At 38.5% G+C, this 13,314-nt stretch carries 10 protein-coding genes; 7 read left to right on the plus strand and 3 right to left on the minus strand.

Annotation, left to right across the window (positions count from 1 at the left end):
- Window positions 1-239: 239 nt before the first annotated feature.
- From MWU56_RS01045 to MWU56_RS01055, 3 genes are all read right to left on the minus strand, one after another.
- Complete coding sequence (locus MWU56_RS01045; RefSeq protein ID WP_247041345.1) at window positions 240-521, minus strand: hypothetical protein; 282 nt, start codon at window positions 519-521, stop codon at window positions 240-242.
- A gap of 32 nt (window positions 522-553) precedes the next feature.
- Entirely contained in the window at window positions 554-742 is a 189-nt protein-coding gene (locus MWU56_RS01050; RefSeq protein WP_247041346.1) for a hypothetical protein, read from the minus strand.
- 247 nt (window positions 743-989) lie between these two features.
- On the minus strand, window positions 990-1,691 hold the full coding sequence (locus tag MWU56_RS01055; protein ID WP_247041348.1) for an arylesterase: 702 nt from the start codon (window positions 1,689-1,691) through the stop codon (window positions 990-992).
- 43 nt (window positions 1,692-1,734) lie between these two features.
- Between MWU56_RS01055 and MWU56_RS01060 the strand changes: the two genes are divergently transcribed.
- The 7 genes from MWU56_RS01060 to MWU56_RS01090 all read left to right on the plus strand — a co-directional run bounded on the left by MWU56_RS01060 (window position 1,735) and on the right by MWU56_RS01090 (window position 13,286).
- Window positions 1,735-2,412, plus strand: coding sequence for an ABC transporter ATP-binding protein (locus MWU56_RS01060; RefSeq protein WP_247041350.1), 678 nt, complete (start codon window positions 1,735-1,737; stop codon window positions 2,410-2,412).
- Window positions 2,413-2,414: 2 nt separating this feature from the next.
- Entirely contained in the window at window positions 2,415-4,955 is a 2,541-nt protein-coding gene (locus MWU56_RS01065) for an ABC transporter permease (RefSeq protein ID WP_247041352.1), read from the plus strand.
- Window positions 4,956-5,343: 388 nt separating this feature from the next.
- Complete coding sequence (locus tag MWU56_RS01070) at window positions 5,344-5,898, plus strand: RNA polymerase sigma factor (RefSeq protein ID WP_247041353.1); 555 nt, start codon at window positions 5,344-5,346, stop codon at window positions 5,896-5,898.
- A gap of 146 nt (window positions 5,899-6,044) precedes the next feature.
- Window positions 6,045-7,223 (plus strand): FecR family protein, encoded by a 1,179-nt coding sequence (locus tag MWU56_RS01075; RefSeq protein ID WP_247041354.1) that lies wholly within the window; start codon window positions 6,045-6,047, stop codon window positions 7,221-7,223.
- A gap of 61 nt (window positions 7,224-7,284) precedes the next feature.
- Complete coding sequence (locus MWU56_RS01080) at window positions 7,285-10,809, plus strand: TonB-dependent receptor (RefSeq protein WP_247041355.1); 3,525 nt, start codon at window positions 7,285-7,287, stop codon at window positions 10,807-10,809.
- Between the two features lie 17 nt (window positions 10,810-10,826).
- The gene (locus MWU56_RS01085) at window positions 10,827-12,206 is read left to right on the plus strand and encodes a RagB/SusD family nutrient uptake outer membrane protein (RefSeq protein WP_247041356.1); all 1,380 of its coding nucleotides are present in this window, start codon (window positions 10,827-10,829) and stop codon (window positions 12,204-12,206) included.
- Window positions 12,207-12,398: 192 nt separating this feature from the next.
- Window positions 12,399-13,286: a PIG-L deacetylase family protein gene (locus tag MWU56_RS01090; protein ID WP_247041358.1), complete on the plus strand. Its 888-nt coding sequence runs from the start codon at window positions 12,399-12,401 to the stop codon at window positions 13,284-13,286.
- The last annotated feature ends 28 nt before the right edge of the window (window positions 13,287-13,314 follow it).

Here is a 13,314-nt window from a genome sequence, read left to right on the forward strand (position 1 = left end):
ATTTCCACCAAATGAGATTTTTTTTTTGGACCAATTCAATTGGTTTAACACCTATGTCCTAAAAGATCTTTCAATAATGGACTTGCCACGAAAAGTCGGACAATATTTTTAAGACCTATGCCGCATGATTTATTTTGTGATTAAATTCCTTTTCGACTTCATAAGGAGTTTTGTACCCAAATGAAAAATGCATCCTTTTTTTATTGTAACACACTTCAATCCGCTCAAAGATTCTTGATTTAGACCCTGCGCCTTAGAATTTTATAATGTTTGCGTTTTAACTGCTCTGTAATATGGGTAGATCCATAAGTAGCATAACTTGCATCAAATTCTTTCTTGATCAAATCTGTAAACAAACTATACTCCACAGCTCGTTTGGACGGCCTATGACTGAACCACCAGCAATAACTACTACGGCTCACCTTTAAAACCCTACACATCCTTTCGATGGAATATAAATGTCGGTACCCTGCTATAAACTGGTAGAATTCCCATCGCTCTTGGAAATGCAGAGCATTCATGAATACCTTGATATAAGATAAACGATAATGAACTAAAAGATGTGAACGGCCTTTTTTAAGATCTCAAGCTCCAATTCTTTTTCTTTAAGGGCCTTACCTAGTTTTTTGACCTCAATTGATTCTTCCAGTACTTTTACTTTTTCGACCGCCATTGGATTGGGGTTGGACCATTTACGCCATTTATACAATAGTTGAACGTTAATGCCAAGTTCATCTGCCAATTCTTTTATATTTTATTGCTGATGACTTAAACGTACCGCTTGTTCTTTAAATTCTTTACTGTAAACACGTTTTTTCATTTTTCTTAGATATTTGTTTCTAAGCAAAAAGTCTTAAATTTTGAGTCCGAGTAAAGGTAGCATCTCCAATTTACGTCCTAACAGCTTTGTAACAACTAGTTTTATGGACAAGGGCTGTTGTTTTCTTAAAAATAGATAATGGTTATATCATGATGTTCCCAAAGTGATTTTAAAGAATTGGCCTTAGAACCTCCCATACATTATCAGCGACTAATTCTTGACCCTTTATCGTTGGGTGGATACCATCACTTTGATTAAGATCCGGAATTCCTGCTACATTCTCCAATAAAAATGGAATCAAATAAATATTCTCCGCAGCTGCTAAATCTGGAAATATATTTTCAAATGTAGTTGTATATTCAGACCCCATGTTCGGGGGGATCTTCATACCTGCAAGGATAATTTTTGCCTCAGGTAATTTACCCTGAACAGTATCTACCATACTTTGCAAGTTGGCTGCTGTTTCCGTTAAAGGTACGCCCCTTAACCCATCATTGGCACCTAGCTCAATAATCACAATATCGATTCCATCTTCCAGTACCCACTCTAACCTGTTTTTTCCACTCGCGGTAGTTTCTCCGCTCAACCCTGCATTGATTACGGTATAATCCAATCCCAAGGAATCTATTTTTTGTTGGATTATTGATGGGAAAGCCTGGTTTACCTCAAGGCCATACCCCGCGGTTAGACTATCGCCAAAAAAAAGTATTTTTTTATTCGATTCATTTGGTTTCACAACTTCCGATTGTTCTTCGGAAGAAGCTTCAGGATTTTCTTTCTTATTTGTCTTTTCTCCGCAGCCCACGAGAAGGGTCATTAAAAAATAACAAAACATTAACGGCTTAGAAAGGCTTGGGGTTTTCGTGGACATGTCCATTTTAGTATTTTGAAGATTTTTTAACCAAAAGTAATCTATGTCAAAGATATTAAAAGTTCAACAGCTCTCTAAAACTTATCGCAGCGGGGACCACGACCTTAAAGTGCTCAATAATGTTTCTTTTGAAGTGGATAAAGGAGAGAGTTTTGCTATTGTAGGCCCATCGGGCAGTGGTAAAACTACCTTGTTGGGACTTTGTGCCGGACTTGATACTACCAATGAGGGCGAGATTTGGCTCTGTGGCCAAAATTTATTTGATTTGGATGAAGATGGTAGAGCACAGTTGAGAAATCAAAATGTAGGTTTTGTTTTTCAAGATTTTCAATTGTTGCCCACATTGACTGCTTTGGAAAATGTTATTGTGCCCTTGGAGCTCCGCGGAATTAAAAATGCATCCGCACAGGGCATGGAGTTGTTGGCAAAGGTCGGTCTTCAGAATCGCGTAGGACATTATCCGTCCCAGTTGTCTGGAGGAGAACAGCAACGGGTTGCATTGGCTCGTGCATTTGCCAATAAGCCCTCGATACTCTTTGCCGATGAGCCTACTGGAAATTTGGACGACGACACTGGTACCAAAATTGAGGAATTACTTTTTGAAATAAACAACGAACAAGGCACCGCACTTGTTATTGTGACTCATGATCTGGAGTTGGCCCAAAAAACTGATAAAAGCATAAGATTGAGGTCTGGTAAGATTGAGGAAACAGTAGGTTGATTATGGGAAAAGAAAACGGAGCAGGATTTTCATGGTTGCTTAAGATGGCATGGCGAGATGGTAAGGCTAGTTATGGTAAACTTTTATTATTTGTGTTTTCCATCACCTTAGGCGTGGCAGCGGTTGTTAGTGTGCATTCATTTAGTGGGTTATTAAAAGAAAATATAGCATCGCAATCCAAAGCACTTTTAGGTGCCGACTATGTTATTGAAAGCGATAAGCCCATCAATAGCAAGGTAAAAGGTATTATTGATTCGTTGGGAGGTGCGGATGCTCGTGAAATCAACTTTTTGTCCATGGCGGCATTTCCGGGCAATGGACAAACAAAATTTGTTGAAGTTCGAGGGGTGGATGGCGGTTTTCCTTTTTACGGTGAAATCGAAACCGAGCCTTCTTCTGCCGTAGAGGGATATAAGAAAGGTCTTGCCTTGGTAGATGCCACAACAATGATTCAATTTAACCTTAATGTAGGTGATAGCATAAAACTTGGAGCCATAACACTGCCTATAGCCGGAGCGTTGAAAACTGTTCCAGGCAGCACTTCGGTATTTGGAGCCATTGCGCCTCCAGTACTTGTGCCATATCAATATATTGATTCTACAGGGCTAGTTCAAACAGGAAGCCGTATTGACTATAAATACTATTTCCAAGCTGATGATAGTGAGGACATGGCAGTTTTGAGCGAAAAAGTAGAACCTATCCTTGATGCAGAGGATGCAGACTTGGACACCCATTTGTCCGAGGCGCGCCGGATGGGAAGACGGTACGAAAACTTTGGTAAATTCCTCAATTTAGTTGGATTTATTGCCTTGCTCTTGGGTTGCGTAGGTATTGCCAGTGGAATGAGGATTTATGTTCAAATGAAGTTAAGGTCCATAGCGGTACTCAAGTGTTTGGGTGCTTCAAAACGCCAGAGCTATCTAATTTTCTTTGTACAAATTGCCTGTATGGGTATTGTAGGAGGATTATTGGGTACTGGGTTGAGTTATTTTTTACAACAACTATTTCCTATTCTATTAGGAGATTTATTACCTGTGGATGTTGCTATTGGACTATCATTTCAAAGTGTTTTATTAGGTCTATCCTTAGGACTGGCCATGTCCACATTATTTGCCCTTTACCCGTTAATGAAAACATTATATGTTTCTCCTCTACAAGCTTTGCGCGTAGTAGATGAAACTAAATCTAGATCCAAAATGGCAACCACAGCGGTTGGCTTGGGGATCATACTTTTTATCTTTTGTTTTTCATATTGGCTTTTGGGGGACTTGGTACGTTCCTTATCTTTTGTTGGTGGATTGTTGGCTGTTTTTTTAATTCTTACCGCGGTCGCCCAATTTTTTATTGCGATGCTTAAAAAATATTTTCCTAATTCGTGGGGTTTTATTGCTCGCCAGAGTCTCAAAAATTTGTTTAGACCGCAAAACCAGACCTTGGTATTGGTTCTCTCTATTGGTATAGGAACCTTTTTGATAAGCACATTATATTTTACCAAAGACATGCTATTGGAAAAAGCGGCTATTGAGGATAGTGCCAATAGTGCCAACATGATTCTTATGGATATCCAAAGCCAACAGGTCGAAGCGGTTTCCACTACAATTGAAAATTCAGGATTATCGATTATTGACAAAATACCAATTGTAACCATGCGGGTGGAAAACTTGAATGGTGAGCAGGTTGAGGCTATCAGAAAAGATACCACTTCCCAAGTGAGCAGATGGATATTGAATCATGAATTTAGAGTGACTTACCGGGATAGGCTTATTGAATCGGAACGCTTAATTGAAGGGAATTGGATAGGCAAAGTTAATTCGGATACCGAAATCCCGATTTCAGTTAGCAACGATTTTGCCGAAAGGGCCAAAGTCACAATTGGTGACCCGGTTTCATTTAATGTGCAAGGCAGAATAATGGATACCAGGGTCCAAAGTATTCGCGAGGTGGATTGGAGTAGGTTGCAACCTAATTTTTCTGTGGTTTTTCCAACGGGAATACTAGAAAACGCTCCTCAATTTGGGGTGATGACAACACGGACAAAAGACGATTCAGGTTCTGCAAAGCTGCAACAACAATTGGTTAGAGAATTTCCGAATATTTCAATATTGGACCTAAAACGCATTTTAAGTCTTCTGGAAGATATACTGGGTAAGATAGGTTGGGTTATAAACTTCATGGCTTTTTTTAGCATATTTGTTGGTGTAGCCGTATTAATGGGGGCTATATATAGCAGTAAGCATCAACGGGTAAAACAAGGGGCGTTGCTCAGGACTTTGGGGGCCAAAGGGATACAAATATTAAAAATGATTGCTATTGAATACGCCGTTCTCGGGTTTTTAGGTGCTTTTATGGGAGTGTTGCTTGCGGTCCTTGGTAGTACATTACTCGCTTTTATGTTGTTTGATACGACTTTTACGCTGTCTTGGGTTCCTTTTGTCATTATTCTTCCGGCTATCACATTTTTGGTGTTTGCCCTTGGTGTTGGTAATAGTTTGGGGATAGTCAGAAACTCTCCGCTCTCTGTTTTAAAGAAAGAAAAGGAGTGACTTTAATCTCTACAATTTGTCAGCAAAGAGAATTTAAAAAATGTTTCAATATAAATGATAACTGCCTTAAAATACATTTAAGTTAAACCTGTTTGTTATTCTTTATTTTTGAAAAAATTAAAAAAAACATATAAAAACAGATTGGTTAAAGAAATTTTTATAATTTGATAACGTTTTTTGGTAGTAATTTTATTGGTTTTTTATTAGATCGAGGAATCTAAATAACTTTCCTTTTGAAAAATCACTCTATTTTTGGGGTTTTTCATATGGCACTTTTTTATATGGACAGGGTGGTTCTTTTATAGAGTTTTAGAACGACCCACTTGGTTGAAAAATGAAAAAGTATGTGGTTGGCGGTATACCATATACTTAAAAGAAAGGTAGAGAAATGGACCAAAATAACTTTAAAGATGAAGCTTACCTTATTGGCCGGTTAAAGGACGGTTGCAAAGAAGCCTATAAACACATATTTAAGTTGTACCATAAAGAGCTATGCAATTACATGGCTGCAATCTGTGGAAATACCAAAGCTGCAGAAGATATTGCCCAGCAAACTTTTATAAAAATTTGGGATAAGCGAAGTAAATTAAATATTGGTGATAATAAATTAAAAAGATACATCTTCAGAATCGCCTATAATCTATTCATCGATTCCCAGAGAAAAAAGAAAAAGGAAACTCAACTATTGGAAAGCCTAAAACAACAGGCGTATTCAGAAATGATCGAAATGGATCCCTCTTTCTTCGAAGAAAGGTTGAAAAAAGTCGAAGAAGAAATAGAGAATCTTCCCGAGCAGTGTAAAAAAGTCTTTTTAATGAGTAAAAAGGAGGGGCTTAAATACCGGGAAATTTCTGAACAACTTCACATTTCAATAAAAACCGTAGAGGTACATATGGCTAAGGCCATGAAACGTCTTAGAGCGCAATTGACCATTTTCTTTTAACTTCTTCACACAAATTTCCATAGTAAATAGCTTCAGTATTTTGAAGTGAAAAAAGCATTTTCCACATTTTAAATGTTAAAAAAATCGAGTCAAGTAAGGGTTTTTGAAAAATACTGCGTCTTTTTTAAAGTTACAACATTTTTCAAATGACCAAAATTGATATCAGAAGAATAATTTCCCGGTATATAAACCAAGAAGCATCACAGGAAGAATTGGCTATTTTATACGAATGGGTTAGAAAGGATCATAATAGAGAAGTCTTCAAAAAATTGGTCCAAGCTGATTTTTTGGTCAACTACGAAAATAAATCTTGGGAGACCGAAGAGGCCTTTGAAAATTTTTTGCATACTATTAAGGTAAAGGAAACTCCAAAAGTAAAATTGTTGTACGCTGGCGACCAAATTTGGAAATATGCCGCTGTAATCATGATTATTCTCGGATCATCTCTCTTCTTTTTATTGAGTCAGGATAAGGAAATAGCTATTGATTCGGAGAAATACACAAATCAAATTACACTACAATTGGACAATGGTGAGACTTTAATACTGGACCCGGAATCAGATGCTACAGTCCAAAGTCAGAATGGGAGTACGGTTGTTTCTCTTGTTAAAGGAGTTTTAACCCAGAAAGACACACAAGTAGAAAAAGAAAATATAAGGAGTAATACAATACGTGTGCCCTACGGTAAAAATTTATCCATAACCCTGCATGATGGGTCTGTTGTAATGCTAAACTCTGGGTCGAGTCTTACTTACCCCTCGAGTTTTGCTGGAATGGATATTAGGGAGGTGCAACTGGAAGGAGAAGCATTTTTTGAAGTGGCCAAAAATCCAAAGCAACCTTTTATAGTTAAAACGGAATCAATGTACACTCAAGTTTTTGGAACTGTTTTTAATGTTTCTGCCTATAAGGAAGATGGTACAAGTGAAGTGGTATTGGTAGAAGGTTCTGTAGGGGTTGGCAATCCAGGTATGGTAAATTCGGAAAGCTTAAAAATGTTGAAGCCTTCACAAAAAGCTTCAAAATTATTGGGAGATAAAAATGATTTTATTGTGGAGGATGTGAATATATCTCCATACATATCATGGACCAAGGGTATTTTGGCTTTTGAAAATGAATCTATGGGCCAAATTATAAAAAGATTACAACGCCATTATGATATAAAGATAAATAACAAATATGAGGCATTGGCTGATAGAAGGTTTACTGGAATGTTCGATGAAGAATCCATGGGCCATGTCCTCAACACTATTCAGGCTCACACACATTTTAGTTACGATATAGACGGAAATACGATAACAATTAAAAAACCTAATAAAAAATAATGCCTATGATATAAAAAACCATGAATACCAAAAAACAATTACTAACTAGACGAATTCAATTATGAAAAAAACTGAAACTAGATGTGGCGTAGTACCAAAGCTAGGCCATCGATTACTTTATGGATTTTTCTTGCTCTTTATGCTTGGTCAGGTGAATGCTGCATCTTGCGCACAATATGACAAAGTTGCAAGGAGCTTTGAAAACACCAGATTAGGTGATTTATTTGCAACTATCACAGAATCAACAGGATACAAATTTTTTTATGAGGCAACCGAGGTCAATATTGACCAAAGAGTTACTGTAAAAAAAGGAGACCTGTGTATTGAAGATTTCCTAACGGAAGTTTTTAGAGGTACAGATCTATCATTTGAGATTATTTCAAGACAAATTGTAATTAAAAAGAAGGGTGAAACCCTTCCTAACTTGGTTCCAACAAAGAAAATCAATGCAGAGAACCCACAATCCAATTTAACCGGGGTTGTTTTGGATGAAGCAGGAATACCACTTGCTGGAGCAACGATAATTGCCAAAGGGACCAGTACAGGTGCTACCACCGATTTTGATGGAAATTTTGTGATAACCATGCCTGCAGGCGTAACGGTTATCCAAGTAACCTATATTGGTTACAAGGCCAAAGAGGTCAATGTGGCCGGGCAATCATCTATAACCGTTAACATGGAACAAGATGCAGCTGCTTTGGAAGAGGTAATTGTGGTAGGATACGGTAGCCTTGCAAAGAAAAAGGTTACTGGCTCGGTCGTTTCCATTACTCCGGAAACCATTACCGAAGTACCAGCTTTAACACCCGAAAGCGCACTTATCGGACGAGTTACCGGTGTGCAGGTGCAAGAAGTTTCTGGTGAACCAGGAGCTGCTCCAAATATTCGAGTAAGAGGTTCGGGGTCTATATCTGCGGGTAACGACCCATTGTTTGTAGTGGATGGAATCCCAATTTCCCGTAACTTAACTTCATCCAATACGTTGGGTGGGGTAGCAAGTCAGAGGGCATCTTTTCAACCACCGACAATCAACCCATTAGCGACATTGAACCCTAATGACATTGAATCTATTCAAGTATTGAAGGATGCCAGTGCCGCAGCAATCTATGGATCTAGAGGAGGAAACGGCGTACTGTTGATTACTACCAAAAAAGGATCTAATAGTGATGAAGGTGTCTTTTCTTTTGATTCCTATGTAAGCATGCAATCTGTTGCAAATAAGTTGGATTTGATGAATTCTCGTGAATTGATTGATTTTACGACCGATGCGAGGAACAATGCATACCTTCAGGCTGTTCCAGGTGCTAGCGTTAATGACCCAATGGGCCCTGGAGACAGAGGTAATGTCAATTATGAATTGCCGGAATCGTTCGTAAATTGGGATGGTACCGATACAGATTGGCAAGATGTTATGTTTAAAACTGGAGTAGTGCAGAGCTATAACTTTTCTTATGCCTCACCAGTGAGAAACAAAACCAGTTTTTATGCATCAACAGGTTATTTTTCACAAACAGGTATTATAGACAAAGCAAAGTTTGAGCGGTATTCTGTCTTGTTGAACTTAAATACCCAATTGACAGAGAAGTTGAATTTGGATTTAAGATTGGCTCCCACGGTAACTGAGAACCAGAGGGTTCCAGCAAATTCACCATATTTTGGAACACCTCCAGGAATCGTTTACTCTGGTATTGTTCATTCGCCAACGGTAAGTCCGTACAATCCCGATGGAACAATCAACCAATTGAACAACCAATCCTACTTAGGTGGGGGTACCACTACGGCCAGTAACCCATTGGCTATAATAGAAGCAGTGGACGATAAAATATTTCAATTCCAAACCAGGGGAAATCTTGGTTTAACGTACGATATTTCACCTGAGTTGAGTTTTAAGACTTTTGGTGGAGTTTATATCAACCTATATAATCAAGATTTCTATAGGTCCAGTACATTATTGTACCGTAATTCCGCTGACGGAAATCCTTATGGACAAGCTTCTTCTTCTACAGAGACCAACTGGCTTTGGGAAAACACGCTTAATTGGACAAAGGAATTTGGTGACCATTATATAGATGCAGTTATAGGTTATACAGCCCAAAAAGATAACGTATACATTAAACAAGTATTGGCCAATAATTATCCGGATGACCTTGTGCCAACCATTAGTGGTGGACAGGTATTTGGAGGTACTTCTGTACAAGAACAATGGTCTTTGTTATCTTCTTTATTTAGGGTAAACTATAGTTATAAAGATAAATATTTGTTTACAGGAACATTTCGTTCAGATAAGTCTTCTCGATTTGGGAAAAACAACCAAACGGGATACTTCCCTTCTTTTTCAGCGGGTTGGAGACTTAACGAAGAAGAATTTTTGGCTGATTCAGAAACAATTTCTGAACTTAAGTTACGTGTAAGTTGGGGTCAAACAGGAAACTTTGAGATTCCAAATTATGGTGCTGTAGGTTTATTGGCGCCACAGAACTACAATCTTGGTGGAAATCAAATCAATGGTCTTGTACAAAGTACAATTCCAAATCCAGATCTTACTTGGGAAAAATCTGAACAGATTGATGCAGGTATTGAGCTAGGATTGTTCAATAACAGAATTTTCCTTTTGGCAGATTATTACGATACCAAAACACGGGATTTATTGCTTAACGTAGCTATTTCCTCAGTTTCTGGATTCGAAACCACACTAAGAAACCTTGGTGAAGTGCAAAACACAGGTTTTGAAATTGGCTTGAGCACCAAGAATTTTGTTGGGGAAGATTTTACGTGGAATACGGATATCAACTTCTCTACCAACAAAAACGAAGTGCTTTCGTTGAACGAGAGCAATGAGCCGATATACTCAACAGGTAGTGCAGGGATTAGGCACGTAACAAGAGTTGGTGACCCGATTGGTAGTTACTATGGTTATGTGGTAGATGGAGTTTATCAATCTCAAGCTGAAATTGATGCAGCTCCTTTTGACACACAGGCACCAGACCCAGCACCAGGTGATTTTAGATTTAAGGATGTAGATGGAGATGGAGAGATAACTCCTGACGATAGAACGGTTACTGGTAGTTATTTCCCCGATTTTAACTGGGGTATCAACAACAGGTTGACTTATAAGAACATCGATTTCAGTTTCTTGATCCAAGGTGTTGAAGGGAATGAAATTCTTAACCTTACATCCAGACACATGAAAAACGGTGAAGCTAATTTTAATTCATACGCTGTTTTTAATGATCGTTGGGTATCGGCATCAGAACCTGGAAACGGTTCTATTCCGAGAGCGGACAGGGAATCTGGAAACCATGGAAACAATAACAGACCTTCCTCTTTTCAAGTGGAAGATGGGTCTTACGTGCGTTTGAGAAATGTAACATTGGGTTACACCTTGCCGACGGATAAGTTTTTTGGAAGCAAAATCCAAAAACTTAGGTTCTATGTTACTGGAACAAACCTCTTTACTATTACCGATTATCTTGGTTATAATCCTGAGGTTAGTAGCATTACTACGAATAGTTTGACACCTGGTGAAGATTATGGAGCATTTCCATTGGCAAAGTCTTTTACCTTGGGGGTAAACCTAAAGTTCTAACCTAAAAACGGAAAAATATGAAACGAATTATATATATGATGCTATGCACGGCGCTATTTACCGGGTGTAGTGAAGACTTTACTGATCTTTCTCCAATTTCTAACAGAAATGAGGCTGATTTTTACAATACTTCAGACGATTTCGAAGCTGCCGTTAATGCCAGTTATGCTGGACTTCAGGGATCTGGGGTTTACGGCCGTGGTTATTGGACCATGTTTGAAATGAGGAGTGATAACACAGACCAGGGACCGGATGCCACTGGATTGGCAAGACAGTATACCGAAATAAATGCATTTACCGAAGATGCATTGAACGAACAGGTAACAGCCGCTTGGAGTGAATCCTACAGTGTAATTGCAAATTGCAATGTGATTTTGGATCGTATTGAATCCATAGAATTGGATGCAACGGATAAGGACCGAATTACTGGGGAAACATTGTTCATTAGATCATTGGTATACTATCATTTAGCCATTGGTTTTGGAAATATTCCTTTGCAATTGACACCTTTTGTAGCTGGAGATGAACTAACTCAGGTTAATGAGACTACCGTGCTTGAACAATTGGTCACAGATCTGACCACTGCTGAAGCAGGTCTACCAATTTCATATTCTGGAAGTCAAGTGGGTAAGGCCACAAAAGGAGCGGCAGCTACCTTATTGGCCAAGGTGCTATTGACCTTAGGTGATAATTCTGCGGCAGAAACCGTACTTAGAAGAATCATATCAGATTATGGTTACGATTTGTTGCCTGATTATGCAGATTTGTGGGGCGTTCCCAATGAGAACAATGCAGAATCCATTTTCGAAATTCAGTTTATAAGTGGAGGAATAGGTCAAGGAAGTACCTTTACCAACGATTTTTCACCAAGTACCGATTTGCAAACAGGTTCTGGTTTTGGTAGAAACCGCCCTACGGCATCTATGCAGGAAGCTTATGAAGCTGGTGATTTAAGGTATGATGTTTCCATGGCGGAGACTTACGTAAACCTTGAGGGTGAAGTAGTGGAGCAGAATCATGTGAGAAAATATCAGTATGAAATGGCAATCGAAAATGACTCTGATATCAATTTTGTTGTATTCCGCTATGCCGATGTTCTGCTTATGTTGGCAGAGGCCTTAGGCGAAACATCGGAAAGCTATGATTTGATAAACGAGGTTAGAAACAGAGCTGGATTAGCTGATATTGATGCATCCACACCTGGTACTTTTGAGGAAAAATTACTTCAGGAAAGAAGGGTTGAGCTCGCTTTTGAAAACCATCGTTGGGCAGACCTTAAGCGTTTCAATGCTACTGATTTAGTTGTTGATGGTGAGGATGTTGTGACCGGTACTAGGGAATATTTCTATATCCCACAAAGAGAGATGGACATCAACCCTAACTTTGATCAGAACTAAAACATCAACGATTTTAATTTCAACCATTGAGTTAGTTTGATTATAGCGCCCAAACCATGAATTACCTACTTATACCTATGGATTGGTAATTACTGAGAAATAGGATGTGATCGATACAGATATAGTTGCTTCAAAGGATGCAACAAGAATGGAAACAGTAATTTTTTAATAAATTAAATATCAAATAGTAAAATGAGAAAATTGATTTTGGCTGTTTGTTTATGCTTTGCATTTACAACAATTCAAGCCCAACAGAAAAAAGTCTTGAACATTTTGGCCATCGGGGCGCATCCTGATGATTGTGACACCAAATTTGGAGGTACTGCCGCATTGTTCGCACAAATGGGACACAATGTGAAATTTCTTGCATTGACCAATGGAGATGCAGGACATCATGAAAAAGGTGGTGGAGCGTTAGCAAAAATACGTAGACAAGAAGCTGTAGATGCCGGAAAGGCATTGGGTCTTATAGAATATGAAGTTCTGGACAACCATGATGGTGAATTGTTTCCAACTTTAAATGTTCGATTAGAGGTAATCCGAAGAATTAGAGATTGGAATGCAGACATAGTATTGGGACTGAGACCTAACGATTATCACCCTGATCACCGTAATGCTGGATCTGTGGTTCAAGATGCTGCTTATATGAATATTGTACCGAATGTAGCACCAGATACACCACCATTAAAAAAGAACCCAGTGTTTTTGTACATGAGTGATCGTTTTCAGAAACCTTACCCATTTGAAAAAGACATAGCTGTTATAGTGGATGATGTAATAGATATTAAGGTTGAAGGTTTGGCCGCCCACGGTTCACAAATGTTCGAGTGGTTACCTTGGACTAACGGTGTGGATCTTTCTACAATTCCAACAGGAGAAAAAGAAAGACTGGCATGGTTAAAAGATAAGTGGATGAACAGAACTGCGAATGCAAGCACTTTGGAAGCTTTGAAAAAATGGTATCCAAACGTAGATGTTTCCAAAGTAAAACATGTAGAGTACTTTGAAATATGCGAGTATGGAAAGCAGCCTACCGATGAGGAAATAAAGGAAATGTTCCCAATGTTAGGTTCCAAGTAGCAAAAACCATAAAAGACCCAAATAGTAT

The organism is Allomuricauda sp. F6463D (genome assembly GCF_023015965.1).
Lineage (GTDB): Bacteria > Bacteroidota > Bacteroidia > Flavobacteriales > Flavobacteriaceae > Flagellimonas.

Coding starts and splice junctions, on each gene's coding strand:
- MWU56_RS01045 (WP_247041345.1), bottom strand. CDS start 521: ATGAATGCTCTGCATTTCCAAGAGCGATGGGAATTCTACCAGTTTATA.
- MWU56_RS01055 (WP_247041348.1), bottom strand. CDS start 1,691: ATGTCCACGAAAACCCCAAGCCTTTCTAAGCCGTTAATGTTTTGTTAT.
- MWU56_RS01060 (WP_247041350.1), top strand. CDS start 1,735: ATGTCAAAGATATTAAAAGTTCAACAGCTCTCTAAAACTTATCGCAGC.
- MWU56_RS01065 (WP_247041352.1), top strand. CDS start 2,415: ATGGGAAAAGAAAACGGAGCAGGATTTTCATGGTTGCTTAAGATGGCA.
- MWU56_RS01070 (WP_247041353.1), top strand. CDS start 5,344: ATGGACCAAAATAACTTTAAAGATGAAGCTTACCTTATTGGCCGGTTA.
- MWU56_RS01075 (WP_247041354.1), top strand. CDS start 6,045: ATGACCAAAATTGATATCAGAAGAATAATTTCCCGGTATATAAACCAA.
- MWU56_RS01080 (WP_247041355.1), top strand. CDS start 7,285: ATGAAAAAAACTGAAACTAGATGTGGCGTAGTACCAAAGCTAGGCCAT.
- MWU56_RS01085 (WP_247041356.1), top strand. CDS start 10,827: ATGAAACGAATTATATATATGATGCTATGCACGGCGCTATTTACCGGG.
- MWU56_RS01090 (WP_247041358.1), top strand. CDS start 12,399: ATGAGAAAATTGATTTTGGCTGTTTGTTTATGCTTTGCATTTACAACA.